This is a genomic window from Mycobacterium pseudokansasii (assembly GCF_900566075.1).
GTDB classification, from domain to species: Bacteria; Actinomycetota; Actinomycetes; order Mycobacteriales; family Mycobacteriaceae; genus Mycobacterium; species Mycobacterium pseudokansasii.
The window spans coordinates 5,676,789-5,703,567 of record NZ_UPHU01000001.1 but is presented as its reverse complement, the minus strand read 5'-3'; the positions used below and the strand labels follow the sequence as shown (position 1 = coordinate 5,703,567).

At 65.5% G+C, this 26,779-nt stretch carries 19 protein-coding genes and 6 pseudogenes; 12 read left to right on the top strand and 13 right to left on the bottom strand.

Annotation, left to right across the window (positions count from 1 at the left end):
* Nucleotides 1–58: 58 nt before the first annotated feature.
* Nucleotides 59–415, bottom strand: a pseudogene (locus EET10_RS31345) (hypothetical protein); the annotation flags it as partial.
* A 59-nt stretch (nt 416–474) separates the two neighbouring features.
* On the opposite strand from EET10_RS31345, the gene kstR2 reads away from it, so the two are divergent.
* The 3 genes and pseudogenes from kstR2 to EET10_RS30335 all read left to right on the top strand — a co-directional run bounded on the left by kstR2 (nt 475) and on the right by EET10_RS30335 (nt 3,302).
* Nucleotides 475–1,077, top strand: coding sequence for a TetR family transcriptional regulator KstR2 (kstR2, locus tag EET10_RS25750; RefSeq protein WP_063466674.1), 603 nt, complete (start codon nt 475–477; stop codon nt 1,075–1,077).
* 1 nt (nt 1,078) lies between these two features.
* A complete protein-coding gene (gene fadA6 / locus EET10_RS25745; RefSeq protein ID WP_063466673.1) occupies nt 1,079–2,227 on the top strand; it encodes a steroid 3-ketoacyl-CoA thiolase FadA6 in 1,149 nt (382 codons plus the stop codon).
* 209 nt (nt 2,228–2,436) lie between these two features.
* Nucleotides 2,437–3,302 (top strand): annotated as a pseudogene (locus tag EET10_RS30335) (endonuclease domain-containing protein).
* Between the two features lie 49 nt (nt 3,303–3,351).
* On the opposite strand, the pseudogene EET10_RS25735 reads toward EET10_RS30335, so the two are convergent.
* A pseudogene (locus tag EET10_RS25735) lies at nt 3,352–4,093 on the bottom strand (hypothetical protein).
* On the bottom strand, nt 4,090–4,737 hold the full coding sequence (locus EET10_RS25730; protein ID WP_063466672.1) for a SatD family protein: 648 nt from the start codon (nt 4,735–4,737) through the stop codon (nt 4,090–4,092). The pseudogene EET10_RS25735 and the gene EET10_RS25730 overlap by 4 nt, the downstream one beginning before the upstream one ends.
* 768 nt (nt 4,738–5,505) lie before the next feature.
* Here EET10_RS25730 and EET10_RS31340 point away from each other — a divergent pair.
* From EET10_RS31340 to EET10_RS25705, 5 genes are all read left to right on the top strand, one after another.
* Nucleotides 5,506–5,682 carry a hypothetical protein gene (locus EET10_RS31340; protein ID WP_246013698.1) on the top strand — a complete coding sequence of 59 codons (177 nt, stop codon included), beginning with the start codon at nt 5,506–5,508 and terminating at the stop codon, nt 5,680–5,682.
* 388 nt (nt 5,683–6,070) lie between these two features.
* Nucleotides 6,071–7,291, top strand: a complete 1,221-nt coding sequence (locus EET10_RS25720; RefSeq protein ID WP_036404014.1) for a tyrosine-type recombinase/integrase — start codon at nt 6,071–6,073, stop codon at nt 7,289–7,291.
* Nucleotides 7,288–8,217 carry a tyrosine-type recombinase/integrase gene (locus EET10_RS25715; RefSeq protein WP_036404012.1) on the top strand — a complete coding sequence of 310 codons (930 nt, stop codon included), beginning with the start codon at nt 7,288–7,290 and terminating at the stop codon, nt 8,215–8,217. Before EET10_RS25720 ends, EET10_RS25715 begins: the two co-directional genes overlap by 4 nt.
* The gene (locus tag EET10_RS25710; protein WP_122502308.1) at nt 8,214–9,203 is read left to right on the top strand and encodes a tyrosine-type recombinase/integrase; all 990 of its coding nucleotides are present in this window, start codon (nt 8,214–8,216) and stop codon (nt 9,201–9,203) included. The genes EET10_RS25715 and EET10_RS25710 overlap by 4 nt, the downstream gene beginning before the upstream one ends.
* Nucleotides 9,204–9,365: 162 nt before the next feature.
* Complete coding sequence (locus tag EET10_RS25705) at nt 9,366–9,845, top strand: transposase (RefSeq protein WP_246013697.1); 480 nt, start codon at nt 9,366–9,368, stop codon at nt 9,843–9,845.
* Between the two features lie 261 nt (nt 9,846–10,106).
* Here the strand turns inward: EET10_RS25705 and EET10_RS25700 are convergent.
* The 5 genes and pseudogenes from EET10_RS25700 to EET10_RS25680 all read right to left on the bottom strand — a co-directional run.
* Nucleotides 10,107–10,970: pseudogene (locus EET10_RS25700) on the bottom strand (transposase); the annotation flags it as partial.
* Nucleotides 10,971–11,142: 172 nt separating this feature from the next.
* The gene (locus EET10_RS25695; RefSeq protein ID WP_122502310.1) at nt 11,143–12,543 is read right to left on the bottom strand and encodes an IS1380 family transposase; all 1,401 of its coding nucleotides are present in this window, start codon (nt 12,541–12,543) and stop codon (nt 11,143–11,145) included.
* Nucleotides 12,544–12,663: 120 nt separating this feature from the next.
* Nucleotides 12,664–13,017, bottom strand: a pseudogene (locus EET10_RS25690) (IS110 family transposase); the annotation flags it as partial.
* 125 nt (nt 13,018–13,142) lie between these two features.
* The gene (locus tag EET10_RS25685; protein WP_063466306.1) at nt 13,143–15,176 is read right to left on the bottom strand and encodes a fatty acid desaturase; all 2,034 of its coding nucleotides are present in this window, start codon (nt 15,174–15,176) and stop codon (nt 13,143–13,145) included.
* Between the two features lie 308 nt (nt 15,177–15,484).
* Nucleotides 15,485–16,030, bottom strand: coding sequence for an NAD(P)H-binding protein (locus EET10_RS25680; RefSeq protein ID WP_122502600.1), 546 nt, complete (start codon nt 16,028–16,030; stop codon nt 15,485–15,487).
* Nucleotides 16,031–16,653: 623 nt separating this feature from the next.
* On the opposite strand from EET10_RS25680, the gene EET10_RS25675 reads away from it, so the two are divergent.
* A complete protein-coding gene (locus EET10_RS25675) occupies nt 16,654–18,417 on the top strand; it encodes a transposase (RefSeq protein ID WP_136623064.1) in 1,764 nt (587 codons plus the stop codon).
* Between the two features lie 736 nt (nt 18,418–19,153).
* On the opposite strand, the gene EET10_RS25670 is transcribed toward EET10_RS25675, so the two are convergent.
* Nucleotides 19,154–19,636 (bottom strand): MarR family winged helix-turn-helix transcriptional regulator, encoded by a 483-nt coding sequence (locus EET10_RS25670; protein WP_063466309.1) that lies wholly within the window; start codon nt 19,634–19,636, stop codon nt 19,154–19,156.
* A gap of 590 nt (nt 19,637–20,226) precedes the next feature.
* On the opposite strand from EET10_RS25670, the pseudogene EET10_RS31335 reads away from it, so the two are divergent.
* Nucleotides 20,227–20,769, top strand: a pseudogene (locus EET10_RS31335) (PPE family protein); the annotation flags it as partial.
* A 771-nt stretch (nt 20,770–21,540) separates the two neighbouring features.
* Here EET10_RS31335 and ipdC read toward each other — a convergent pair.
* From ipdC to echA20, 4 genes are read right to left on the bottom strand one after another with little or no spacing between them, the layout of a single operon-like run.
* Nucleotides 21,541–22,611, bottom strand: coding sequence for a (3aS,4S,5R,7aS)-5-hydroxy-7a-methyl-1-oxo-octahydro-1H-indene-4-carboxyl-CoA dehydrogenase (gene ipdC / locus EET10_RS25660; RefSeq protein ID WP_099187764.1), 1,071 nt, complete (start codon nt 22,609–22,611; stop codon nt 21,541–21,543).
* Nucleotides 22,608–23,351, bottom strand: a complete 744-nt coding sequence (gene ipdB, locus EET10_RS25655) for a cholesterol ring-cleaving hydrolase subunit IpdB (RefSeq protein WP_063466312.1) — start codon at nt 23,349–23,351, stop codon at nt 22,608–22,610. The genes ipdC and ipdB overlap by 4 nt, the downstream gene beginning before the upstream one ends.
* The gene (ipdA, locus tag EET10_RS25650; protein WP_122502599.1) at nt 23,348–24,232 is read right to left on the bottom strand and encodes a cholesterol ring-cleaving hydrolase subunit IpdA; all 885 of its coding nucleotides are present in this window, start codon (nt 24,230–24,232) and stop codon (nt 23,348–23,350) included. The genes ipdB and ipdA overlap by 4 nt, the downstream gene beginning before the upstream one ends.
* Nucleotides 24,229–24,972, bottom strand: a complete 744-nt coding sequence (gene echA20 / locus EET10_RS25645) for a (7aS)-7a-methyl-1,5-dioxo-2,3,5,6,7,7a-hexahydro-1H-indene-carboxyl-CoA hydrolase (protein WP_063466314.1) — start codon at nt 24,970–24,972, stop codon at nt 24,229–24,231. The genes ipdA and echA20 overlap by 4 nt, the downstream gene beginning before the upstream one ends.
* An 85-nt stretch (nt 24,973–25,057) precedes the next feature.
* On the opposite strand from echA20, the gene EET10_RS25640 reads away from it, so the two are divergent.
* Both EET10_RS25640 and EET10_RS25635 read left to right on the top strand, forming a co-directional pair.
* Nucleotides 25,058–25,825, top strand: a complete 768-nt coding sequence (locus EET10_RS25640; protein WP_099188554.1) for an SDR family oxidoreductase — start codon at nt 25,058–25,060, stop codon at nt 25,823–25,825.
* Between the two features lie 18 nt (nt 25,826–25,843).
* On the top strand, nt 25,844–26,749 hold the full coding sequence (locus tag EET10_RS25635; RefSeq protein WP_063466316.1) for an SDR family oxidoreductase: 906 nt from the start codon (nt 25,844–25,846) through the stop codon (nt 26,747–26,749).
* The last annotated feature ends 30 nt before the right edge of the window (nt 26,750–26,779 follow it).

The following is a 26,779-nucleotide window of genomic DNA, read 5'->3' as shown; positions in this document are numbered from 1 at the left end:
GCCGGTGTGATGGCGTTAAGTCATTGCGGCCCAGGAGAAACCGCGGCAAGGCGCCAGTTTACCGGCTGAGTTGTGGCAACAGCCGGCTGAGATTGAAGATGCCCGATACGGCAGTGCCCACGTTGAAGAAGCCGGAGTTCCTGCCGCTGATCGTGGGACCCAGGACTCCGGGGATGCCGGTGTTTCCGATGCCCGAGGTCACGCCGCTCTGTCCGGTGCCGCCGCTGGCCGTGTTGAAGAAGCCCGACATACGGCCCGCTGTACCGCCGCCGGTGGCGGTATTGAAGAAGCCGGAGCTCCCGGTTCCGGTGTTGTTGGAGCCCGAGTTCGGCAGGCCGGTGTCGGTGGTCGACCCGAAGCCGGTGTTGACATTGCCCGAATGCCAGAAGCCCGTGTTGTTGTCGCCCGAATTCCCGACCGAGGGCCGCGCGCACCTCGGTGGCCGAGCAAGCGCTTGGTTGATAGTCTGATCGGATGGACCGAGTGGCCAGTCAGGCTATTAGCCGGCGAGACGAGTTGCTGGAGCTCGCCGCGGCGATGTTCGCCGAGCGCGGCCTGCGCGCCACCACCGTGCGCGACATCGCCGACGGTGCCGGCATCCTCTCCGGCAGCCTGTATCACCATTTTTCCTCCAAGGAGGAGATGGTCGACGAACTGCTGCGCGGGTTCCTCGACTGGCTGTTTAATCGTTACCGCGAAATCGTGGACACCGAGCCCAATCCGCTGGAACGGTTCAAGGGGCTCTTCATGGCGTCGTTCGAAGCGATCGAGCACCGGCACGCCCAAGTCGTCATCTACCAGGACGAAGCCCAGCGACTGTCGTCGCAGCCCCGGTTCTCCTATCTCGAGGACCGCAACAAGCAGCAACGGAAGATGTGGGTGGAGGTGCTCAAGCAAGGCATCGCGGAGGGCTACTTTCGGCCCGACCTCGACGTCGACTTGGTGTACCGCTTCATCCGGGACACCACCTGGGTATCGGTGCGCTGGTATCAGCCCGGCGGACCGCTCACCGCCGAGCAGGTGGGCCAGAAATACCTCGCCATCGTTCTTGGCGGGATCACGAAAGAAGGAGTATGACATGCCGGAGGCTTACGTCGTTGAGGCCGTGCGGACAGCGGTCGGTAAGCGCAACGGAGCACTCGCAGGCGTGCATCCGCTCGACCTGGGGGCGGGCGTATTCCGAGGCCTGTTCGAGCGCGTCGACGTCGACCCGGGCGCGGTCGAGGATGTGATCGTCGGTTGTGTGGACGCCGTCGGCGGACAGGCCGGCAACATCGGCCGGCTGGCGTGGCTGGCCGCGGGGTATCCGGAAGAGGTTCCCGGCGTCACCGTCGACCGGCAATGCGGCTCCAGTCAGCAGGCGATTTCCTTTGGCGCACAAGCGATTATGGCGCAGACGGCCGACATCATCGTGGCCGGCGGAATCCAGAACATGAGTCAGATCCCGATCTCTTCGGCCATGGAGGTCGGCAAGCAGTTCGGTTTCAGCTCGCCGACTGCCGAGTCGAAGGGGTGGCAGCACCGCTACGGCGACGAGGAGATCTCGCAGTTCCGCGGCGCCGAAATGATCGCCGAGCGGTGGAACCTGTCCCGTGAGGAGATGGAGCAGTTCGCGCTCAGCAGCCACGAGCACGCGCTATCCGCAATCAGGGCAGGGCATTTCGACAACGAGATCGTGGCGGTGGGCGACTTCCGCCTGGACGAGGGACCTCGTGAGACATCGCTGGAAAAAATGGCCGGACTGCCGACCCTCGTCGACGGCGGCCGGCTTACCGCCGCGCTGGCCAGCCAGATCTCCGACGGCGCCAGCGCGGTGCTTCTCGCCTCCGAGCGAGCCGTCAAGGACCACAACTTGACCCCGCGGGCGCGCATTCACCACATCAGTGCACGCGGTGCCGATCCGGTGTTCATGCTGACAGGCCCGATTCCGGCCACCCGTTATGCGCTGGAGAAGACCGGGCTTTCCATCGACGACATCGACGTCGTGGAAATCAACGAGGCGTTCGCGCCGGTTGTCTTGGCCTGGCTCAAGGAAATCAAGGCCGACCCGGAGAAGGTCAATCCGAACGGCGGTGCGATCGCGCTGGGTCATCCTTTGGGAGCCACCGGCGCAAAGCTATTCACCACCATGCTCAACGAGCTCGAGCGCGTCGGTGGTCGCTATGGGTTGCAGACCGTGTGCGAGGGCGGCGGCACGGCCAACGTGACGATCATCGAGCGCCTCTAACCTCCGGGGTGCCCGAGGTTGCCGGTGCAGCCGCCGCGCTACTTCGGGCATAGGCGAAAATCGTCATTCTCAGCCGCGCGGCAAAGGTCTGCTCCGCGAGACCTCAACTTCGCGGCGCCGAGTGTGAACCAGACGACGCTTTCTCGGTGTGTCGCGTCGCGCAATGCACGGTCGGCGGGCTGTCGGTGGGTGCTGTCAGCATTCGCCCCATGAGCGAACTCGGTTGGCCGTTCCTGGGTGCGGAGGCATTGGCCGCGGCGGCCATTCCGGAGCGGGCCATGCGCGCGATGTACGAATGCGTCTACCCGGGCGTCTACGTCCCGTCCGGCATCGAGCTGACCGCGGGCCAGCGCGCACACGGGGCATGGCTGTGGTCGCGGCGGCGCACGGTGGCGCCGGCAATTCGGCGGCGGCGTTACTCGGCGCGAAGTGGGTGGACCCGCGGGCGCCGGCCGAGTTGGCGCATGACAATCGACGGGCCCCGGCTGGTATTACCGTGCATACGGAGATGGTGCTTCCCACCAGATGCTGACGGTCGCCGGAATCCCGGTCACCAACCCCGCCCGTACGGCCTTCGACATCGGGCGGCGCACGGCAACCCGGCTGTGGGCAGTGCAACGGCTCGACGCGCTGGCCAACGCGACCGAAGTCAAGGTCACCGAGGTGGCGGCCGTCATCGCCGACCATCCGGGCGCGCGGGGTCTGGTTCGGCTCCGGCGGGTGCTGCCCCTGGTCGACGGCGGCGCGGAGTCCCCGCAGGAGACGCGAACCCGGTTGGTGCTGATCGACGCAGGCCTGCGGAGACCGCAAACACCTCCGAGTGTTCGACGAGTACGGGGACGTCGTGGCCCGCATCGATATGGGTTATGACCAGTTGCGGGTCGGCATCGAGTACGACGGGCCGCAGCACTGGACTGACCCCGCGCAGCGCGACCGGGACATCGACCGCTATACCGCATTGCTTGATCTGGGCTGGACGATTATCCGGGTCACTAGCCAGCTGCTGCGTAATCGGCAGGGCACGTTCGTCGGCCGCGTGGTTACGGCCCTGCAGGCAGCCGGCCGGCGCCCATGAGCCGCCGAGCGTGAAAACCGCTACGCGTCAACGCGTCAGTGTCAACCGGTTAGCGCGTGGCCAGGATCAAGGCCATACCCGCGAGAGCTAGCAACCAACTCGCGAAGCTGCCCACCTAGAAGTATTCGGTCACCTCGTCGATGCCAACCTGGCCATTGCGGCCCTTCTGCGCGCTCAGCTCGGGAAACCGAATGAGACCCTTCGCCGCAACGACCGCCCCGGCGGCCTCCCACCTGCCCTCCCAGGCCAAGGCTGAGGATCAGCAGGCGCTCCATGGGACCCAGCAGCCGGCCGCCCTTCAGCTTGTCCGAGGGCTGCGGCTGACCTGCCGGACGCACGGCTCCCACCGCGCCGAGCACTAAGCGGATCAACTGATTGCCGGTCGCCAGCTGGAGCAGCACCACGCCGACGACCATCAGTAGCCGGGTAGGCGTAACGGTGCCCAACGGCAGGGCCACCCAGTGAGCCCAGCGGGCGGCGAGGCCACCCGCGTGAGATCCCAACCCGGACAGGATGATCAACACCGCAAGCGCGACGACCATGACGGCCAGCGCAGGACGCTGGTGCCCACCGGTGTGCTCGCTGCGCAGGCACAACATTTCCCAGGCCACCGCCGCCAGCGCCGCCAACCCCAGGGGCACGATGTCGCGGGCGTGCCATAGCCCGCACACCGCCGCACAGGCCACGATTACCACCGGTCCGGTGACCAGCGGCGGCCACACCGCCCTCGATAACCGCCGCCAGCCGTCGGCGATGCCAACGGCGATCAGCAGAACGGCGACGGCGCTCACGTGATCCTCCGGAGATATTGGGACGCAAGGATAATCAGGTCCAAGCCGTCACGGCTTGCGCGCTGGGACACCGCCGACGCGCTGATACCCTCGGCTACGGCGAGTTCCTTCTTGGTCAGCCCGTCCATCAAGCCCCTCACAATCCGCAATGACCTTTCATCGAGCGATCCAAGCAGATGGTCCCGACAAATCAGGGCCGCGTTGACCGCCGCGACGTCGGAGCGGGCGTCATCGGGCGCCCGAAATGTGGTCCGTACCAGCGCAAAGCCGGGCCGCTGCTGGATGTCAGCGGTATACCTGATGGCGTCTCGAGCTGCCCACCACGCCGGGCCGTCCTGGATCCCGGCGTCCGCGTCGAGGATGGTGACCGCGCCCCACCCGATCCCGAAACGGACGTCGACCTCGGGGGCCAGCAGCAACCGCACTCGCATCGCGGCGTCGATGGCAGCGCCGACAGTAGGGTAGCTGCCCTGGAACTCGTCGCCGACGGTGAACGCCGGTGCGTCGATCGCGCCGTCGGCGGCCTGCTGCAAAGCCGTTGCAGCGCGTCTATGCAGCGCCGACCGGTCAGCGGCACGGCGAGACCCGACCACGTCGCCGATCACCGTGGCCCGAACTGAAGCGCAATTCTTCAGGCCACCCATATGAAGATATTAGCTTAACTTTGACCAGATTAAGCTAATAGCTAAATACCATGCCGGGAGCGCTAGCTGGCTGTAGGTCGTGTCAAGTCATGGTTGGTGCGTGGGGCATTGTCGCCGGTGGTTGCTGGCGTTAGAAGACCTGGCCGGAGTGCGCGGTGTGCTGTGAGGAGTGCCGAGCGCCCATGCTGACTTATGCGACCTCACACGATTGGTGGGTCATCTGGCGTTCGTTCGGGCTGCTGTGAAGGCGAAGGGCCGGGTGCCAAGCTAGCGTCGGCGTAACCCGCGAGGGTCCGCCATAGCGGTTACGGCATCTGATCCGGCCCTTCGTCGTACCTTTCAGCCTGGCACTACCGGCCGCAGTTGTGAAGGGGCCGGCTTGACTCACGAAAACTGCCCGCGAAACACCCTCGGTGCCTCACTTAAGAATGCCCGCGAAACGGTGACCGTCGTGAGGCATGGAGAGTGGGTTGTCGATGTCGTCTCGTGCCGAGATCACCACCAGGTACGCCAGGGGCTATGTGAAAGCTGCGAAGAAGGACAAGGGAAAGGTTCTGGATCAGGTGGTCGAGGTGACTGGGTGGTCGCGCGACAACGCCCGGCGCAGGCTTACCGCAGCGGCGATGCGGCCGCCGGGATCGGGTCGCAGCAGCGCGAAGCGACCACGCAAGCCAAGGGCTTCAAAGTATTCCTACGACGCGCTCAAGGTGCTGCAGCGGGTCTGGGCCGCCTCGGGTGGTCCAATGCGGGAAGTATCTGGCTGCTTCGATGCGGCTCCAGCTCGATGGGCTAGAGCGCCACGGCGAGTTGGGTTTTGGTCGTGACCGTTACAGCCTCGCCGTGCGTGAGGAGCTGCTGAAGATGAGCGCGGCGACGATTGACCGGTATCTGGCGCCGGCGAAGGCCAAGGACCAGATCAGTGGTGTATCGACGACGAAACCCTGACCACTGCTGCGGAATTCGGTCAAGGTCCGTAAGGCAGGTGATGAGGTAGAAGACGAACCCGGTTTCTTCGAGGGCGATACGGTCGCGCATTGCGGCCCAACACTAAAGGGTGAGTTCGCCCGCACCCTGAACCTCACCGATGTACATATCGGCTGGGTCTTCACCCGCACCGTGCGCAACAACGCAAACACCCACATCCTGACTGGACTGAAAGCAGGGGTTCATGAGATACCTTATGAGGTAACAGGTTTGGACTTCGATTATGCCGACCTCACGATTATGCCGACGTTTCTGGGTAGCTGCTGGTCAGCGACGTGAGAAGGGTTGAACTGTCGGCATAATCAGGACTGATATCTCCTTCGACGGGTTTCTGACGAAGGAGGATGTGATGGGCAAGCCGGTCAGCAAGGTCACCGACGTTCGGTTCGAGGGTCCGCTCGCGCCGTTCGCGGATGGCTTTCGGGATAAGTTGCGGCAGTTGGGATATACGCAGTTGTCGGCGGTGCACCAGCTGCGGCTGTTGGCGCACTTGAGTCGCTGGCTGGACGAGCACGGCTGGTCGGGCCGGGATCTGACCGAAGGATGTGTCGTCGAGTACCTGGCCTCACGCCGCGCGACTGGTTATACGCTTCACCGCGGCCGGCGTGCGATGGTGCCGCTGCTCGACTTCCTTGTCGCGCAACATGTCACGCCGATCGCGCCGCCGCCACGTCCGCCGTCGAATGGGGTCGAGGCTCTGCTGGGCGGGTTCGAGCGTTACCTCGCGTCGGAGCGGGTGTTGTCGCGGTCCACGATCACGGCGTACATCGCTCGCGGTCGGCGGTTCCTGGTCGACTACACCATCGACGGCAAGGTGAGTGCGCTAAGGGCGGCGGATGTGACCCACGCGATCACCGCCGAGGCCGGGCGGGTGTCGGTGGGTGGGGTGCAGTACTACGTGGCCGCGGTAAGAGCGCTGCTGCGGTATTGCCATCTGCAGGGCCTCGTCGATGCGGACCTCTCGGCGGCGGCGTTGGCCGCGACCGGTCGCCGGATGTCACTGCTGCCCCGAGGAATCGGCGACCACGACGCGCCAGCGCTGCTGCACGCGTGCGATCGGCGCCGCCCGATCGGCCGCCGCGACTACGCGGTGCTGGTGGTGCTGTTGCGGCTGGGACTACGCGCCGGTGAGGTCGCCCGGTTGCGGCTCGACGACATCGATTGGCGGGCAGGTGTACTGGTCGTCCACGGCAAGGGCGGCCGAATGGATCGGATGCCGCTACCGTCCGACGTCGGCGCCGCGGTTACCGGCTATCTGCAACGCGGACGACCATCCACCGACCTGCGGGAGGTGTTCGTCACCGCCATCGCCCCGATTCATCCGCTCACCCGTGAAGCCGTCGGCGGCATCGTGCGCCGCGCGTGCGTGCGCGCTGGTGTGAGTCCGGTTGGGCCGCATCGGCTTCGGCACACGGCCGCGGTGCGGATGGTGCGGGCCGGGGTTCCGCTGCCGCACATCGGTCAGGCGCTGCGCCATCAGGGCCTGACCACCACCGCGGTCTACAGCCGCGTCGACATCGCCGCGCTGCGGATGCTGGCGCGGCCCTGGCCGATCGGAGACCCACGATGACCGCCGAGCTGCGCGCCCATCTCGACGACTACTTGCGGCTGCGGCGAGGGCTGGGATTCGCGCTGGCCGGCGACGGCCAGGTGTTGGCCCAATTCCTCGACTTCCTGCGCCAGCGGGCGTCGACATCGATCACGACCGAGGCTGCGATCGCGTTCGCGCGACTGCCGCGCAATGTCGACCCGGTCAACTGGTCGCACCGACTCGGCGCGATCCGCGGATTCGCCCGCTACCTGGCCACGATCGACCCGGCAACCGAAATCCCACCCACCAAGGTATTCCCCGGACAGGGCAAGCGGCCCACACCCTACATCTACACCGATGCAGAAATACAACGGATCCTGCACGCCGCCAACGACCTTCGCCCCGAGATGCGTGCCGCGACCCTACACACCCTACTGGGGCTGCTTGCAGTGACCGGCCTGCGGATCGGGGAAACACTGCCGCTGCGCCGTACCGACGTGGACCTGCGGGCGGGCGTGCTCACCGTCGCTGGCCGCAAGGCCGGCCACCCCCGCCTCATACCGCTGCACCCCAGCGCCGTCGAACAGCTGCGCCGCTACGCCCGCCGCCGCGACCGCCGGATACCGCCGCCGCGACGATCGGAGACGTTCTTTGTGGCCACCACCGGCGCCGCGCTGCGATATTCGTCGGTGCATGAGGCGTTCATCGAGATCACCACGACGATCGGACTACGCACCGCCACGGTCCGGCCCCGCGCACATGATCTTCGGCATGCCTTCACCGTGAGTTGCCTGCTGGACTGGTACCGATCCGGCGTCGACGTCGCGGCAATGATGCCGGTGCTGTCCACCTACCTCGGACACGTCAACCCGGCCAGCACCTACTGGTATTTGACGGCCACGCCCGAGTTGATGGGCCTTGCCGCGCAACGGCTGCAGGCGAGCAGACCCGGAGGCCGGCGATGACCGCGCTCGCCCCGATCCTGCAGGCCTACTTCACCGACCGGCTCATCGGGCAACTCCAGGCCAGCCCGAACACCATCGCCGGCTACCGCGACACGTTCCGGCTGCTGCTCGGCTATACCGCAACCCGCACCGCCAAACCGCCCAGCCAGCTCGACCTCGCCGATCTGGACGCGCCCTCGGTCGCCGGGTTCCTCGACCACCTCGAACACGATCGTGGCAACAGCGTGCGCACCCGCAACACCCGGTTGGCGGCCATCCACTCACTGTTCGGCTACGCCGCACTGCGCCATCCCGAACACGCCGCCTCGATCCAACGCGTGCTGGCGGTCCCGCCGAAACGCTTCCAACGCAACCTGATCACCTACCTCACCAACGAGGAGGCTGACGCGCTGCTGGCCGCCTGCGACCCCGACACCTGGGCCGGACGACGCGACCACGCGATGCTGGCGCTCACCTTGCAGACCGGGCTGCGGATCTCCGAACTGACCGCGTTGTCAGTCGCCGACCTGCAGCTCGGCCGCGGCGCGCACGTACACTGCATCGGCAAGGGCCGCAAACAGCGAAACACACCACTACTGCCCGACACCGTGGAAGTGCTGCGGGGCTGGCTCGCCGAACGTCGCGGCGCCCCCGACGACCCATTGTTCCCCACCAGCACCGGCAGATCGCTCAGCCGCGATGCGGTCGAGCGCCGAATCACGCTCTACACCAACCGCGCCCGCGGATCGTGTCCGTCGCTGCGCAGCAAGCGGGTCACCGCCCACACCCTGCGGCACTCCGCGGCCATGGCCCTGCTGCTCGCTGGTGTCGACATCACCGTCATCGCCTTGTGGCTTGGTCACGAACAGACTGCCACCGCCGAACTCTACCTGCACGCCGACATGACCCTGAAGGAACGCGCAATCGCCGCCACCGCACCCACGCACACCAAGCCCGGGCGATACCAGCCGCCCGATCCGATCCTCGCGTTCCTCGAAGGCCTCTGATTATGCCGATACCCCGCGACTGAACCCCCTGCACCACAACCGATCCCACTCAATATCGGCATAATCGTGAGGTCGGCATAATCGAAGCAATGCCGATATCGGCATTGCGTCGACAACGGTACCGAGTTCCTGAACAAGGCTGTCATCAAGTGGGCAGCGGAAATGGAGATCTTCTTCACCCGGTCGCGGCCCTACAAAAAGAACGACCAGGCCACCATCGAATCCAAGAACAACCACCTGGTGCGCGAATACGCGTTCTACTACCGCTACGACACCCCTGAAGAACAAGCCGTGCTCAACCGGCTCTGGCCACTGGTCAACGACCGGCTCAACTACCTGACCCCGACCATCAAACCCATCGGGTACGCCACCAGCGGTGACGGCCGCCGCCGACGCCTCTACGACACACCGCAGACCCCATTCGACCGGCTCCTGGCCGCCGGCGTCCTTTCACCAGCACAACAGGCCGAAGTGACCGCCTACCGCGACAGCCTCAACCCCGCCAAAATCGGCCGCGAGATCGCCGATCTGCAGAACCGGCTTCTCCTGCTGGCCAAGGAGAAGACCGAGCAGCTCTACCTGGCCAGCATCCCCACCGCCCTACCCGACATCCGCAAAGGCATCCGGACCAAGGCCGGCTGAACCGCCCCGTTTCACGGGCATTTTTAACTGAGGCATCGACCGACTTTCGCGGGCATCTTGACTTGAGGCACTACGGGGGCTGTCGTCGGTGGTGTTGTTCTCCCGTCGGGTCGAGGGGTGGTTTCCTACGTCCGGGCGAGGATGCGCCGGTGCTCGTCGCTGTCCACGTCGTTCGTCCTCGCTGCGCTGCGGGCGCTGCACGTGGACGGCTCCTGCGTCTCCGGCGCCGACGGCCAGGACCGAGGAAATCCCAAACCGGTGTCAACTCCAGCGGGACGGGTCGTAGCTGGCGTGATCGCGGACCAGTGCATAGGCGATCCGGGTGGCGCGATGCGCCAGCGCGCAGCCGATGATGCTGCCGTGCTTGCCGCGCGATTTCAGTTCGCCGGCATAGGCTTTGGCGGCAGGTTCGGTCAGCCACAGACCGATACCGAGGTCGATCAGGGCGCGGCGCAGCGCCACACTGCCCTCGCGGCTGATCTTTCCGTCCCGTCGTTTGCCGGCCGATTCGTATTGCATGGGTGAAAGTCCCGAGGCCCGGTAGATCTGCCGGGGTCCTGGCCACCGGTACGGATCACCCAGGGCGGCAGCATAATTGGACACCCGGACCACACCCCAGCCAGGGACCGAGGTCAACGTTGCGAACGGACTCAATGGGACCAACGTGGCCAGCTCGTCTTCGGCAGCAGCGATTTGGGTGTCCAGGTCGGCCAGCAGCCCCACGTCGGTGGCCAACACCCGCCGGGCCACCACGGCGTCGCGAGTCGGCAACGCGTCTCGAGCTGCGGTCACCAGACGCTCAGCCACCGGTCGCCGCAGCTGGATATCACGGACCGCGGCGAACCGGATCAGCCGGCTCACACCCAGTGCCGACAACCGGGCCGGGTCGGCGAACTCCGCGGCGACCAGCCGACCGATCTTGGTGCCCAACACATCGGGCAACGCCCGCGTCAACCCCGGAAACGCGCGGTCGAGTTGACCCAGCAGCTGATTCTTCGTCGCCGTGCGCGTAGACACCCGCCGCGATCGATGCGTCGCCCACGCCGCCAGCTCACCGATGAGCACCTCGCGGCCGGTGATCAAGCGGCCCCGCCCGGCCAACACCAGCTCGGTGATCGCCTCTAAGCCTGAATCCGTGGATCGATGATTTCGGGTGGTCATCGGCGGGTTCGGGCGAGTGGCGCTGGGGCGTGGACACTTTGGCGTGTATGTGATCCGCTGGCCTGCACCAGCTTTTCCTTTAGGGGTTCCTCGGGTCGGGCCTGGATGGCGGGGTGGACAGGGGCTGGCCGCTTGGTCAAGCGGCGCGGGGTTGCGCAGTCGGGTAGCCGATGACGCTGTCCCACAGGGCTTTCCACTCGACTTGTCGGGGCCAGTGGACGGGTAGGTGCAGCATCGGTTTGCGGGCCGGTGCGGCGAAGCGGGCGGGCACGTTGACCAGGTCGCGGCGCAGGGTGGCACCGCGGGCCACGATGTGGTGACCGCCGGCGAGGGTCCCGGTGGCGCGCAGCAGGTTATGGGCGATCACCGCGCAGGCCAACCAGGCGCAGTTCGCGGCGAACAGCCCTGAAGGGATCCGAGCCAGTGGGCCATCGATCAGGTCGGCGAAGGTGGTCTCGATGATGGCGTGGCGGCGGTGGGTGATGTCGGCCTCGGCAGTGGGCAGCTCGGAGTTGGTCAGAAATGGGTGATAGCGCCACACCGGAAACAACGCATCCGGGTAGCGGGCGTCTTTGACCCGGCGCACTACCAGTCGGGCCGTGATCTTCTTGCCCCGCCCCAGCCGTAGGGTGTAGGGAGTTTCGGCGACCTCGGCATCGGAGATCAGCGCCCCGGTGTCAGGGTCTTCGACCGCGCCCGGGTAGTGCACCGGGGTGTAGGCGGCCTCGTCGATGCCCTCGACCGCGGTGGTAATGGCCCGATTTCGGGTCATCGACAGGGAGAACTCGACGCCTTCGGCGATGCAGGCGCCGATCACCTTTTTATTGCCGAACGCGGTGTCGCCGCGCAGCATGATCTTGCCGGCCCCGCACCCGCGGGCGGTGGTGATGGCTTGTTTGACCTGCCAGGCCGCGGCGCGGCCGGAGCCGGCCTTACCGCTGCGCAGCCGCGCCTCGGCGATCACCGGTGGGGCCTGCGCGGTCGAGATCGTGGTGATCTGCGGCGACAGACCCAACCGCAGCAGCGCACGGCTGGCGATCTTGGCGTGCCCGAACGAAGCACCCTGCTTATGGCGCCCGTAGACCGGACGCAGCAGCGAGTCGATGTCCAAAAAGGCGCGCTCTTCGATGCCGGGCAACAGCGGCACCCGCTGCGCGAGCGCCACCAGATGCGCGCGAGCCACGGCCGCGAGCTGGTTGGCATGCCCGAAAGTGAACTCGCGCAAGAAGATCCCCAATGTCGAGGGCGCATACACCTCGTTGAACACCCGTGGCGTGCCGCCGGCACGCAACACGTCGACGTCGTCGATGCAGTCCGCGCCGCACATCATCCCGGCGATGATCGAGGTCAGCTTCCCGACCGGGTTGACCGCACCGGAGGCCACCCGTGTCGACGGCAGATCCACATGCTCACCGATCAATTCCGAAAGCCCGGTCTGCTCAGCCAATTCCAGCACCGGAACCAAACCCGCGGCCGACACCAGATTCGGCTCGTCAAACACCGCCGACCCGAGAGTGAACGTATACGATGAATGCACCGAAAATGCCTTCCTGAACACTGGAAAAAGACGACTTCAGCACTCGTATTATCCCAGGCCAGAAGGCATTTTCGCTGTTCACACGCCGATCAAACCACCAGCCGATCCACGGATTCAGGCTAAGTCAATCGCATCGGTCTTAACGCGCCGCCGGCCCGCCACCCGGCGTTGCTCAGCCACGTGCGCAGGATTGAACTCCAAAACCTCCCACCCAGGCGGCCACCGATAGTCCAGTACCGGGCGGTGGTAATGCCCCGCCGCCTCGATACCCACTTTGACCTGCGCACACGGTCCGATCACCGCGCCTACCCGATACACAACCCCGACCAGGCCCGAACGAGTCATCGCGAACTCGACCGGACCGAACACACGATGACGGGCGCTACCGGTCGCCGAGAGCACCGCCGAGGTCTTGCCGACATCGACGGCAACGACGATCGTGGACAACGTGACTGGGGCAAGATGCACAGACATAACAACACCTCCGGGGCGTGTCAGGAAACCCGCGTGCGCCAACACACGGACCTCAACAAGGAATCACTTACAGATCCCTTCCTGACACCTCCGGAGGCGTTTGTGAAGGACCACCCCGATCTATATCAGCGGTCGTAGTCGACGGATACGAACGGTGTGGTCGGGTGCGCCTGGCAGGTCAAGATGTAACCAGCGTCCAATTCGGCCTGGCCGAGAGCGAAGTTGTGGTCCATCTCGACGTTGCCGTCGATCAGCTTGGCCCGGCAGGTTCCGCACGCGCCGCCCATGCAGGCGTACGGTGCGTCGTCGCGGACCTGCAGCGCCCCTTCCAAAATCGAGTCACCAGGCACCAGGTCGAACGTCGCCGTCTGTCCGGACAGCGTGAACGTGACGGTCGCAGCGTCATACGGACGTTCGGGGGCCTCGGACGTGTCGTAGCCGTAGAACAGCTCGAGGTGAATGTGTTCGGGATCCACGCAATGTTCGACCAACGACTCGCGGACCGCGAAGGTCATTTCCATTGGGCCGCAGATGAACCACTCGTCGACGCTGTCCGGCTGCAGGCTGGTGGTCAGCCACTTGTTGAGTTTTTCGGTGTCGATGCGGCCGCGCAGCTCGGGAGTGTGCAACGGCTCGCTGGATAGCACGTGCAGTACCTCCAGGCGGTCGGCATAACGCGATTCCAGGCGGTCGAGCTCCGCCCGGAACATCGTCGATTCCCTGGTGCGGTTGCCGTAGATCAGCGTGAACCGGCTTTCGGTCTCGATCTCCAGCGTCGTCGCCAGGATGGACAACACCGGGGTGATCCCGCTGCCGGCCACCAGGCCCACGTAGTGCTTGCGGTGCAGCGGGTGCAGCGGGGTGCCGAACCGGCCGGTCGGAGTCATCAGCTCGAGCACGTCGCCGGCCTTGAGTTCGTTCGCGACGAACGTCGAAAAGGCACCTCCGGGAATGTGTTTCACGGCGATCCGCAACTGAGCACGGGTGGCCGGAGCGCAGATCGAGTAGTTGCGCCGAACTCCTTGCCCGCCTTCTTGGCCGACAGAGTCGGTACGTACGGTCACATGCTGGCCCGGCTCGAAACGAAACGCGTCCTGCAGCGCTTCGGGCACCGCGAAAGTCACCAATGTGCTGTCGGCGGTGATGGGGTCGACCGAGGCGACCGGGATGCGGTGCAACACCGCGTGTGGCGAGCTGGACCGCGCCGGCATCCGCACCGGTAACAGCTTGGCGAGCCGGCCGTTGAGCTGCTTCCATTCCCGGAACTCGTCCGGATTCAGTTGCTGGCCAAAAACTGTCGAGATCGCCGCGTTGCGCTCCAGGTAGGCCTCTTCGTTGCGCTTCCACGTCCGCAGGTACCGGTAGAACGGCACCGACGGGTGCAGATGGTGCACCAGGTGGTAGTTCTGCGACAGCAGCACCGGGGTGAACAGCCACTCCGCGCCGACGCGGTTGCGGGTCGCCCGGTACCGGTTGGTGCGCTGGGTGTCCTCGAGCCCGTGGTGGGGCAGCCAGTCGAACCACCATGCCAACACGGTGAGTCCGATGCGTTGCGGAATGAGGAAGACGACCAACAGTGTCCAGAAATTTCCGGTGACGATGGCAACGGCAAGCCCGGTCATGCTCAACGCGAACATCACCAGCGTCTCGGCGACTTCGGCGACGGGCCGGCTGCGGGCCCGGGGCAGGTAGTACTTGAGGTAGAAGTATTCGACCATCGGCCAGCGCAGCGGCAGCAGCCACGGCGAGCCGTGCGACGCGAACGTGTCCGGGTCCTGTTCGTCGTCGTTGGAGTGCCGGTGGTGCTGGATGTGGATGTACCCGAACGACGGGAAGGCGACCACCGGCCCGACAAAAAGCCACGCCAGCCGTCCGAATAAGCCGTTGACCCAGCGCGTCGAACTGATCGAATAGTGTGACGCGTCATGCACGACGGTGAACATGACGAAGGTCACCGAGGCATTGACCGGAATTGTCACCCAGAACGGCAACCATCCGTTGACGTAGCCGACCGTCGACAGCACGAATGCCGTCACCGCGGCCAGGAAGATCCCGACCGTTGGCACCGCGAGCCTGGGGACCGACTCCCCGGGATCGGGCAGGGCGTGGTGCGCAGATGAGTCCGGTGCCGCTTGGTCTACGGTGCCGATGGTCGACATAGCTGAAGAAGCGTACTCGACACGCGTCAACTACTCTACCGGCGCCGACGCGCGCGGCGTTGACTCATGGTTGCCGGTGACCAACCGTTTGCCCTGTTCGTGCTGGGTGAGCGGTGATCTCGGAACAGTGTTTGGATCTTTCAACAGCGACTCGGTGCAGCACCCCAGGCATTTCATCTTCTACCGGCGTGCTGACCCGGATCATGCGGCCGACGTCGATTGCCTGGGCGGTCAACGTACCGGGTCTCGGGATCGAGGCAATACAGTCCGCCACCAACGCCGAAGCCGCCCGCAGGTGCCGTCACGATTCAAGCTACGTTGAGCGCCAAGGCCGGTGATGCGACGTTGAGCGCCAAGAAACCGATGGCGAGCGCGAATTGGGGGCTGTAATCGCGGGCCAGGATGTGTGTGTAGATGGCACACACGAAGAACAGCACGAGCCCGATAGCTACGGCGACCCCGACCATCCGCAGGCCGGCCAAGCCAACCGCCAAGCCGATCGCGCCGCCGGTCTTCAGCGTGCCGATGGGGAAGGTGAGCCACGACACGAGTCGCTCTATGCCGGTGGCTTGCATGGTGCGCACGATGCTGGCTGTACTGGTGGTGGCGACCGCGGTGTCCTTTCGGTCGCGCGGGCCCACGGCCGACAGCACCGCGTCGCTTCCGCGCAGTGCCGGCCGCAGCAGATCGGGGTCTTCCAGCCCCGGCACGGTGGTGACCGTCAGCGCCGGGCTGCTGACCGGCAGTCTGGCGGGATCGCGGACCACCGCGCTTACGGCATGACCACGCTGGAGTGCTTGTGCTACCAGGTGTTTGCCAACGCCGCCGGTGGCGCCGAAAACGGTGATCTTCATCTGGCTTCCAAGGATTACGGTTCGTCGTGCGCGCGGGACCCCGAGCTATTACATGACGCTGCATTATCACAATTAGTGACGATCACATACTGTGCTTACCGCCTGCAGCTTTGATGAACCTCGTTGTTCTTGGAGCCAATGGTCAGACGGGTCGCCTGACGACCGCGCTGGATTGGCCGCGGGGAACCACGTCACCGCCGTAAAGCCGCCCGTGACGGGGGTCTACGACGACATACGGCGAATGGAAACATCGTTCGCGCTAACCGTCTCGATCAGACGATCGTCCGCGGTCTGTTCGACGTTCCCGCTCCGACAACTACGTGTCCGGCGGGCTATCGAACCCGTTAGCGCGGATTTCCGCGTAGTTGGTTCGGGGCAACACCCGCGCGTAGCGAGAGCCGCCTGACCTGCGGTTTCTTGGTGATTTCGGGTGTGGATCACTGACCTATATTGTGTATAGCTGGCTGTCATTATAGACAATTGGTGATCGTTGGCTGTCGTAATCGTCGAGCGGAGCGACGGGTAGAATCGCACTCTGAATTCAGCAATCGTTGCAGTTCAACACTTTCCGTGCCGGCATGTCGTAGTGCTAGCTTGCCGAGTAGAACTGTTAAAATTGTTGTGTGCCAGCTAGATCACCACAAGATCGAGAAGTGCGGGCGTTCACCGCGCCGGAGCAGGTGAACCAGCGCCGCTACGAGGCGCTGCGCGCGTTCTTCGTCGAGGGCCTGTCCCATGCCGAGGCCGGCGAGCGGTTCGGCTACACCCGGTGGGGAATGGTCAACCTGGTGCGCGACCACCGGGCCGGCAAGCTGGAGTTGTTCGCCCCGCAACGCAAGCCCGGCCCCGCACCGGGCACCGCGCCGGCCAAGGAGCGGGTCCGCGCCCGGGTGATCGAGCTGCGTCGCGAGGGGCTGTCCACCTACGAGATCTCCGCGCGGCTCGCCGGCGAGAACACCCCGCTGAACCGCACCAGCGTCGGCGAGATCCTCACCGAGGAGGGATTCGGGCGCCTGCTGCGCCACCCCGAACCGGTCGCCAGCACCAGCCCGGCCACCCCAGGACGGGACACCCGGCTACCGCGCACCGGCAAGCTGGACTTCCAAACCTGGCCCGCCACAGTCGAAACCGGCAAGGCGGGGCTGTTGCTGTTGATCCCGGACCTGGTCGCGCTGGGGCTGCCCGAGCTGGTGCGCCGAGCCGGCTATCCCGGCACCCGGGTGGTGCCCGCGACCTCGTGGTTGCTCTCGCTGCTGGCGTTGAAGCTGACCCGCACCCGCCGCGTCTCCCACGTCGATGACCTGCTGATCTCCGACCCGGCCGCGGCCCTGTTCGCCGGACTGGCCGCACTGCCGAAAAAGTCCGCCCTGACCGACTACTCCTATCGCACCGGCCACGACCACCAACGCCGCTTCCTGGCCGCACTGGATGCGAAGATGATCGACGGCGGGCTCGCCACCGGCGAGAACGCAGTCTTCGACCTGGACTTCCACGCCGTCATGCACTGGGGCCACGACCCCGCGCTGGAAAAGCACTACGTGCCCACCCGCTCGCAACGCGCCCGCTCCGTGCTCACCTTCTTCGCCCAAGACACCGGCACCCACAACCTGGTCTACGCCAACGCCGACCTGTCCAAAGCCACCCAGGCCCGCGAGGTCATCGCCTTCTGCGACCACTGGAAAACCGTGTCCGGCACCGACCCGGCCATGCTGATCATGGACCAGAAGGTCACCACCCACACCGTGCTCGGCGAACTCAACGACCGCGGCGTCAAGTTCCTGACCCTGCGCATGCGCTCGGCATCCCTGGTCAAACAGATCGACGCCCTCACGGGCAAAGACTTCACCACCGTGACCCTCGACCGGCCCGGAAAGTTCAACCGCCCCAAGGTATGTGAAACCACCGGCGTACACCTGACCGGCTACCCCGCCACCGTGCGGCAACTCGTCGTCACCGGGCTCGGCCGCGACACCCCCACCGTGATCATCACCAACGACCACGACCTGCCCGCCAAGGCCCTCATCGCCCACTACGCGCGGCGCATGACCATCGAGCAACGCCTCGCCGAGATCATCCAAGCCTTCCACGCCGACGCGCTGTCCTCAGCGGTCAACCTCAACGTCGATCTCGACATCATGCTCTGTGTGCTCGCCCAGGCCCTCACCGCCGCCCTGCGCAACCGACTACCCGGCTACGCCGCCGTCACCCCCGACGTGCTGCAACGCCGCTTCCTCGAAACCCCCGGCCAGATCACCACCACCAACGACACCATCACCGTCCGACTCGACCGACGCGCCTACACCCCCGTCCTCCGCCAAGCCGACCTGGCACACGACACCACCGTCCCATGGTGGGGAAACCGAACACTCCGCTACGAATTCAACTGACCAACTTGTGCCGAACTTCCTGCGCGGAAATCCGCGTTAGTGCGCTCACCGCTCAGATCGACCCGGCGGATTACCTGCTGGCCCTCGGCGCTGATTCGGCCGCGGTGGGCGAAATGGTGATCGGCGTAGTCATCCGACCTGCCCTACGAGAGCCCTAGTTGCGACAGCCGCTGGGCGTGATCGCTTGCAACAGAAAGGATGTTGCGGATCAACCCGCCGACTAGGCAGGTGGTGCTTACGATGATTGCGGTCAACGCCCTCGACCACTCTGCGAGTTGCGCCTGAGCAATGTGAGGGCAACGGCACTCGGGACGATACCGGTTGTGGATAGTATAAATACAGGCACAACCGCCCAGGTGAACAGATAGGTCAGCAACCCAAAAAGCGTAACGGGGAGAGTTCCTGCCAATGAGACGATCATCGCTGCGACGGCGAGGCCGTTGGTTGATTGGCGCGGGCGCGGTGCCTGGGGCGGCGCGGCGGCAGCATGGGGCTACTGGTATGGGTTGTTGACCACGGGTGGATCGGGTGGTGGTGCCACAAGCTTCGGTGACGCAAGTTTCGGGCCCAGCCCTCGGGCGGTTCCTCAACGAATTCTTGACACTAACGCCTGGTGCGGCGCCATGGTGAGGCGCGAGTCGACCACAGCGACGCAGATCGATAATCGGCTGACTGCTCAGCGCACACTTGCGCGGGCCATCGAACCCACGCCAGATAGCGGCAACGGACTGGCCCGTTAACCGTGCTGGGACATGCGCGGATGGACTCCCGGGATGAGTCCGGAGCCGGCGGCCATGCGCTGCAGAAGTTTCCGTAGGGCGTTGCGTTCACTGGCCGACAGCGGCGCAGACATCTCTTCGTCGAGCGCACGTCCCGATTCATCGAGGGCCGGGAGCAAGCGGCGACCCTTGTCGGTCAGGGTCACCGCGAAGGCGCGCCGGTCGTCGGGGTGGCGCAGACGCCGGACCAACCGCTTACGTTCCAGGTCATCGATGACCGTCACCATCACGTTGCGGTGGATTCCCAACCGGGCTGACAGCTGACGTTGCGATTGACCATCATCGCCTGCCAGGGTCAACAGCACCGCGTAGGACCGCGGCTCAACCCCGGTGGGAGCCAGCCGGCGGTGAAACTCGGCATCGCTATAGGAACCCAGTTGGGAGAGCAGAAACGCAATGCGTTCGTCCAATGCTGCAATGCCTGGCGGACGTTCGGCCATTCGATGAGACTAGCACGCACCCAATCAGATCGTCACGCAATATGATAATCATGGAATATTTTCGGGAGGTTTGTCGGGGAGTCTGTCGCGTCACCTCTGACAACGGCACAACGTGACCCGGCGCCGTCGCGCCACCAAACCCGGGCCACGGGAGCCATGCCTTAGCTTAGCTAAACTAGCCATCTTGAACAGTGTCGAGCGCAGGCAGACGCCGCCACCGTGGCGGCTACGGGAAGGCCCGCGCAACGACGTTCGCGCTGAGCTGCAAACCGGCGCAGGTACATTCTTGCCGCGGACCGATTTGGTGAAAGCGACGGTTTTGAGGCGCGACCCCGAGTAGAGTGAGCCGTCTTCAGCAACGTTCCCAGTGTTGCTGACGGAGGCGCGACATGGGTTCACGAAAGTCCGCAAGCGGCGGCCTTCGGCTGCGTGGGGGAAGCGGCCCAAAGACTTCAGGCCGGGAACGGCTATTGGCACTGTGTGGCGTGCTCTCCCAACAGTTTCGAGCGACCGGGGTTGTCACTGATCAGGGTAGCCGCGGCCGCGGTGGCCGATGGCCAAGGTAAAGCCACCTAGGAAGGGTCAGCGCGATGAATTTTCTAGTAGCTCCGCCGGAGATCAATTCGGTGCAGATGTATAGCGGTGCCGGCTCCGGACCGATGCTGGCCGCAGCGTCGGCCTGGAATGGTTTGGCAGCCGAGTTGGGTTCGACGGCGGGCTCGTTCTCGTCGTTGATCTCAGGGCTAGCGGGTTCGTCATGGCAGGGTCCCGCGTCAATGGCGATGGCGGCCGCGGCCGCCCCGTACGCGCGGTGGCTGAACGCCGCGGCCGAACAGGCTGGGAGCACGGCGGCGCAGGCCAAGGCGACGGCGGCTATCTATGAGGCGGCCCGGGCGGCGGTGGTGCATCCGATTTCGGTGGCTGCCAACCGTAGTGAGCTGATGTCACTGGTGGCCTGGAATCTGTTGGGACTCAACGCCCCAGCGATCGCAGCCACCGAGGCCGAATACGAGGAAATGTGGGCCCAGGATGTGGGCGCGATGCTGGACTATCACGGCGGGGCTTCGGCGGTAGCCGCGCAGTTGTCGCCGTGGGGACAGGCGTCTGCCGCCGCCGCCGCACCTGCGCAAGGTGTAGTCGAGTATGGGACTATTTTGGCTTTCCTGGCCAGTACACTCACCCTCTTGACCGGACCACTTCCGCAACCTCTGAAGCAGCCGCTGTGGGATGCATTTGACGGAGTAGTTAAGGAGCTCAACGCGGTAAACCTAACGAGCGAATCCGTATTGCTTAGCCAGCGCGCATTTAACGAGTCAGAGATCGCTGGTGCGCAAGCCGTGACCAGCAACGCCGTCAACGGGGCGGTCTCAGCTCTCAGCGCGGGTAACGTCGGAGGAGCCGCCGCCTATCTTGCTGGCGCGGGCCTGTATGACGCTGGCGCGGCGGTGAATCTCGTTGGTAGCAACGCTGTCTTCCCGCTGACCTTGCTCGGTGCCAACCTTCAGGCGCTGGGTACTGCGCTCGCCCCGTGAACCACTAATTACGCCCAAACGCGGCTAGCGGGCTGCGCCAGAAGTAGGCAGGCTGATCTCGATCGCGCACGGTGATCGCTGGCTAGCCGTCTTCGTCGTCGTCGTTTGCGCAGAGGAGCGTTTCGGGGTGGTGCATCGTGTTGGTGCAGTGGTCAACGCATCGAAGTTCAAATCCACCAACACATCCAGCGCCGCATCCAAAGCATCGAAGGCGGCCGTAACCGCCTCCCGATCCAAACACCGCGTCAGCTCACGTCCTCAATCTAGCGACCGGCATCGACAAGAAACGCCGCCGTGAGATCACGGAAACCAAAGAGGCACAAGTGTTTTGAGGGCTCGCGACTGACCGGTACCAGACTGGCGAAATTTGGCTTAGTCCACCACCAACGCCGACGCCGCCCGCAGATGCGCGACGGCATCGCGCACGATCGTCTCGATCAATTCCGCGCACGACGGCAAATCGTCGAGAATCCCCGCTACCTGGCCGGAGGCCAGCACCCCGGCATCGGTGTTGCCTTCGACCAGGCCGGCTTTGAGCAGCATGGGGGTGTTGGCCGCCATCACCACTTGCGACCAGGTCATCTCCTTGCCGTGGCGCATGGCCAGGCCGTCCCGAATCATCGACCGCCAGGTCATCTGCGATATCTGCTTGAACTTCGCCGCGTTACACACCGCCGCGGTGAAACCCCGTACCCGCGAACCGCTTTCCAGCTTCTCGACCAGGCCGGTGCGCAGCACCCGGTGCGGCATGCCGTCGACGCGGGTGGTGACGACGGTGCCGTCCAGTGCGGCCTGAAGATAGCGCTGTTTCACCGCTTCGGGCACGGTGGAATCCGACGTCAGCAGAAACCGGGTGCCCATTGCCACACCGGCCGCGCCATAGGCCAGGGCTGCGGCCAGCCCGCGCCCGTCGAAGAAACCGCCCGCGGCGATCACCGGGATGCCGGTGCCCTGCACGGCGTCCAGGACCGACGGCAGCAGCAGCGTGGTCGCCACCGGTCCGGTGTGGCCGCCACCCTCGCCGCCCTGCACGATCATCGCGTCGGCGCCCCAGGCTGCGACCTTCCGGGCGTGCTTGGCCGCGCCGATCGACGGAATGACCACCGCACCAGCCTCTTTCAGCCGGGCGATCAACTCGGGCTTGGGCGCCAGGGCGAAGGACGCGACCTTGACGCCCTCGCGGATCATCAACTCGACGCGGTCAGCCGCGTCTGCCGCGTCGGCGCGGATGTTGACACCGAACGGCTTGTCCGTGACGGCCTTGACCTTGCCGATGGCCGTCGCCAACTCGTCCAGGGTCATGGTGGCCGACGCCAAGATGCCCAGCCCCCCGGCGTTGGCCGTGGCGGACACCAGCCGGGCCCCTGCCACCCATCCCATGCCGGTCTGCACCACGGGATGTTCGACGCCGACCAGATCGGTCAGCGGGGTACGTAACCTCACGATCTAATCTCTTTGTCGCGCAGCGACTTCGGGTCTACAACTTCGCGAATCAGGCGCAGTTCGTCATCGGTGGGCAGCCGGGTCTCGCCGGCCTCGTCGAGACCATGCACCTCGAATGAGGTGGCTTCGTGGACGTCGTCGGGCGATACCCCGGGATGTAGAGACACCGCACGCATCGTGTAGTCGGGACCGCCGAAATCGAACACGCCGAGGTTGGACACCACCCGGTAGACGTTGGCGAACCGAAATGCGGGGTTTGTTGGGTCGATCTTGTCGTAGCCGATACCGCACACCACGTCGACCGCATTGACCAACACCCGCTTGGAATGGTTGCCGACCCAGTAGCTGGTGGCGTGATTGATGGTGTTGCCGGGCGAACCGCGGACCCCGAACATCTGCCGGGTCGGGTGCTGCAACGGCCCGAACGCGGAGATGTTCTGATTGCCATAGCGGTCAACCTGATTGGCGCCCATCACCACATGCCGCCGGCCCCAGGCCAACGTCTCGAACACCCGGCCGAACGGCATCCAGCCCTCGACGGCTCCGGCCGCCCCCAGCGCCGGCGTATCTGCCAACAACTGGGCTTCACCGTCGGTCAGCAGAATGTCAGGGGAGAAGCTAAGGCGCGCCAGCCGCGCTCCGACCGAGGCCATGGTCGTCATCGGGCTGATCATGATCTCGCCTGCGTCGCGGAACAATTCGGCGCAGGCGACGGCACAGATCTCGGCTCGGGTGCTCATGACGAGACCTCCTTGGCGAACGCGCGCACCGCGGCCTGGTAGTCGGCTTCGCTGCCGGAAAGATACCTGGCGACGAATTCCCGCCAGCCTTCTTCGGTCGACGACGCCTCGGCGTAGTGCCGCTGGAACTTCTCGTCGCGGCCGTAATCCGGCGCGGCGGTGGTGAAGTGGGCCCCGCCGGGTGCTTCCACCACGGCGTCGACCATCATCCGGTTGACCAGCAGGGCCTGCGGCGGAACGGCTTTGACCAGCTCTTCGGTGGAGGCGATGCGCTCGACCGACAGAAACCGCTTCTCGGCGGCCATCAGAAAGAGGTCGTCGAAGTAGGGATCGATGCCGGTGTAGGCCGCATTGCCGTGGCAGTCACCGAGATTGAGGTGGGCGAAGGCGGCGTCCAGGCGCAGCGCCGGCATGGCGAGAAGGGTTTCGTGCCCGCCTCCGGGGGCCGGGTAGGGACTGGTCACGGTGGCCAACTCGCCCTCCCAGAAGTCAGGAACCGAGCTGCCCAGGCCGGCGCGGATCGGCAGGAACGGCAGCCGCTGGGCGGCCGCCTGCAGCCCGCACCGCAGCATGCCTTCGTCCATTTCCCGGGCCTCGATGGCGCCGCTGGTCCGGGCCCTGGCGAACCAGGGGTCGTAGAACGGCGGCGAATCCAGTGACACGAATCCGTAGTAGACCCGCTTGACCTTGTTGGCCGAGCACAGTAGCCCCAAATCGGGCCCGCCGTAGGTGACCACCGTGAGGTCGGTGACATCGGTGCGCAGCATGGCGCGCACGAAGGCCATGGGCTTGCGTCGTGATCCCCAGCCGGCGATGCCGATCGTCATGCCGCTGCGCAACTGCGCGACGGCGTCGTCGAGCGTGGTCCTCTTGTCGCTCATGATTTCTTCACGAACGCGTCGCGGTGCTCGTCGGACACCCCCGCCAGGTTGAGTTCGAAGGTAAAGCCTTGCTCCATGCGGTAACTCGAGTTGACCCGTTGCACGTCGATGAAGTTCAGCGCCTCCTTGGCGGCGCGGATGACCCGGGTGTCCTTGGCGGCGATGTCACGCGCCACCCGCAGGGCCGCCTCGTCGAGGTCGGCGCGGGGCACTACTTCGTGCACCGAGCCGAAGTGATGCAACGTGGCGGCGTCCACCGTCGTGGCGGTGAAGAACAGCCGCCGCATCATGTGCTGCGGCACCAGGCGCGACAGATGGGTGGCGGCACCGAGCGCGCCGCGTTCCACCTCCGGAAGCCCGAACCGGGCGTCGTCGGAGGCCACGATGACATCGGAGTTGCCGACCAGGCCGATGCCGCCGCCCACACAGAATCCGTTGACGGCGGCGATCACCGGCACCGCGCATTCGTAGACGGCGCGGAACGCGGCAAAGCAGCCGCGGTTGGCGTCGATCAGTGCGATGAACCCTTCCGTCCGCTGCATTTCCTTGATGTCCACACCGGCGTTGAAGCCGCGGCCCTCGGCGCGCAGGATCACCGCGTGGGTTTCGGGATCGGCGCCCGCAGCCGTGATGGCCTCTGCGAGTTCGAACCAACCGCGTGACGGGATGGCGTTGACGGGCGGGTAGTCGACGGTGACGGCGACTACGCCCGGTTCGAGGGTGGCGGATGTGATTGTCAATTGGCACTTCCTGTCGGGAACCCGGGTACCTGAGCAAGCACTTGCTTGGTACGCTAGCACAGTGACCCGCGCCGAAGGAGGCCCTCTGGCCGGAGAAGCAATCAATCTAGGTCTGGCCGGGCGGGTGGTGTTGGTGACCGGCGGCGTTCGTGGGGTAGGCGCCGGCATCAGCGCGGTCTTCGCCGAACAGGGCGCGACCGTCATCACCTGTGCACGACGAGTCGTCGAAGGCCTGCCGTATGAGTTCCACGCCTGCGACATTCGCGACGAGGACTCGGTGGGCCGGATGATGGGCGCCATCGCGGAACGCCACGGCCGCCTCGACGTGTTGGTCAACAACGCGGGAGGGTCGCCGTACGCCCTGGCGGCCGAGGCCACGCACAATTTTCACCGCAAGATTTTCGAGCTCAATGTGCTTGCGCCGCTGCTTGTTTCGCAGCTGGCTAACGCGCTGATGCAAAAGCAGGAGCGCGGCGGGGCGATCGTGAACGTCTGCAGTGTCAGCGGTCGCCGTCCCACTCCGGGTACCGGTGCATACGGGGCGGCCAAGGCCGGGCTCGAAAACCTCACTGCCACATTGGCAGTGGAATGGGCTCCACAGGTCCGGGTCAACGCGGTGGTGGTCGGCATGGTCGAGACCGAACAATCCGAGCTGTTCTACGGAGACGCCGAGTCGGTAGCCCGCGTCGCGGCCACCGTGCCATTGGGCCGGCTGGCAAAGCCCACCGATGTCGGATGGGCCACAGCGTTCTTGACGTCCGATGTGGCTTCGTATATCAGCGGCGCCACGCTGGAGGTGCACGGCGGTGGCGAACCGCCGCCGTATCTGGCCGCCTCGAGCGCCAACAAATAACCAGTAAGGAGCAAAGGTATGGGCCTGGTTGACGGCCGTGTCGTCATCGTCACCGGAGCGGGCGGCGGTATCGGTCGCGCGCATGCGCTGGCCTTCGCGGCCGAGGGCGCGCGCGTGGTGGTCAACGACATCGGGGTGGGGCTGGACGGTTCGCCCGCGAGCGGCGGCAGCGCGGCGCAGGGCGTGGTCGACGAGATCACCGCGGCCGGTGGCGAAGCCGTCGCCAACGGATCCGACGTCTCGGACTGGAACCAGGCGGCCGGCCTGATCCGGACCGCCGTCGAAACCTTCGGTGGCCTCGACGTTTTGGTGAACAACGCCGGCATCGTGCGCGATCGCATGATGGCCAACACCAGTGAGGAGGAGTTCGACGCCGTCATCGCCGTGCACCTCAAGGGCCACTTCGCCACGATGCGGCACGCCGCGTCATATTGGCGGGGACTGTCCAAGGAGGGGAAAGCGGTTGAGGCGCGGATCATTAACACCAGCTCCGGCGCGGGACTGCAGGGCAGCGTCGGGCAGGGCAACTACAGCGCCGCCAAGGCGGGCATCGCGGCCATCACACTCGTCGGCGCCGCGGAGATGGGCCGCTACGGCGTCACCGTCAACGCCATCGCACCGTCGGCCCGTACTCGCATGACCGAGACCGTCTTTGCCGAGATGATGGCCAAGCCCGAGGAGGGTTTCGACGCGATGGCGCCGGAGAACATCTCCCCGCTGGTGGTATGGCTGGGCAGCGCCGAATCCCGCGACGTGACCGGAAAGGTGTTCGAGGTCGAGGGAGGCATCATCCGGGTCGCCGAGGGCTGGGCGCATGGCCCGCAGGTCGACAAGGGCGCGCGATGGGATCCCGCCGAGTTGGGGTCCGTCGTCGCCGACCTGCTGGCGAAGTCACGGCCTCCGGTTCCGGTTTACGGGGCCTGACGGGCGCATCCGGAGTTCTTACCGTCACGT

Coding starts and splice junctions, on each gene's coding strand:
- EET10_RS25680 (WP_122502600.1), bottom strand. CDS start 16,030: ATGAAGATCACCGTTTTCGGCGCCACCGGCGGCGTTGGCAAACACCTG.
- EET10_RS25715 (WP_036404012.1), top strand. CDS start 7,288: ATGACCGCCGAGCTGCGCGCCCATCTCGACGACTACTTGCGGCTGCGG.
- fadA6 (WP_063466673.1), top strand. CDS start 1,079: ATGCCGGAGGCTTACGTCGTTGAGGCCGTGCGGACAGCGGTCGGTAAG.
- EET10_RS25730 (WP_063466672.1), bottom strand. CDS start 4,737: ATGGGTGGCCTGAAGAATTGCGCTTCAGTTCGGGCCACGGTGATCGGC.
- EET10_RS25670 (WP_063466309.1), bottom strand. CDS start 19,636: ATGGCCGAACGTCCGCCAGGCATTGCAGCATTGGACGAACGCATTGCG.
- EET10_RS25635 (WP_063466316.1), top strand. CDS start 25,844: ATGGGCCTGGTTGACGGCCGTGTCGTCATCGTCACCGGAGCGGGCGGC.
- EET10_RS31340 (WP_246013698.1), top strand. CDS start 5,506: ATGCGGCTCCAGCTCGATGGGCTAGAGCGCCACGGCGAGTTGGGTTTT.
- EET10_RS25685 (WP_063466306.1), bottom strand. CDS start 15,176: ATGTCGACCATCGGCACCGTAGACCAAGCGGCACCGGACTCATCTGCG.
- EET10_RS25710 (WP_122502308.1), top strand. CDS start 8,214: ATGACCGCGCTCGCCCCGATCCTGCAGGCCTACTTCACCGACCGGCTC.
- EET10_RS25705 (WP_246013697.1), top strand. CDS start 9,366: ATGGAGATCTTCTTCACCCGGTCGCGGCCCTACAAAAAGAACGACCAG.
- ipdA (WP_122502599.1), bottom strand. CDS start 24,232: ATGAGCGACAAGAGGACCACGCTCGACGACGCCGTCGCGCAGTTGCGC.
- ipdB (WP_063466312.1), bottom strand. CDS start 23,351: ATGAGCACCCGAGCCGAGATCTGTGCCGTCGCCTGCGCCGAATTGTTC.
- EET10_RS25720 (WP_036404014.1), top strand. CDS start 6,071: ATGGGCAAGCCGGTCAGCAAGGTCACCGACGTTCGGTTCGAGGGTCCG.
- kstR2 (WP_063466674.1), top strand. CDS start 475: ATGGACCGAGTGGCCAGTCAGGCTATTAGCCGGCGAGACGAGTTGCTG.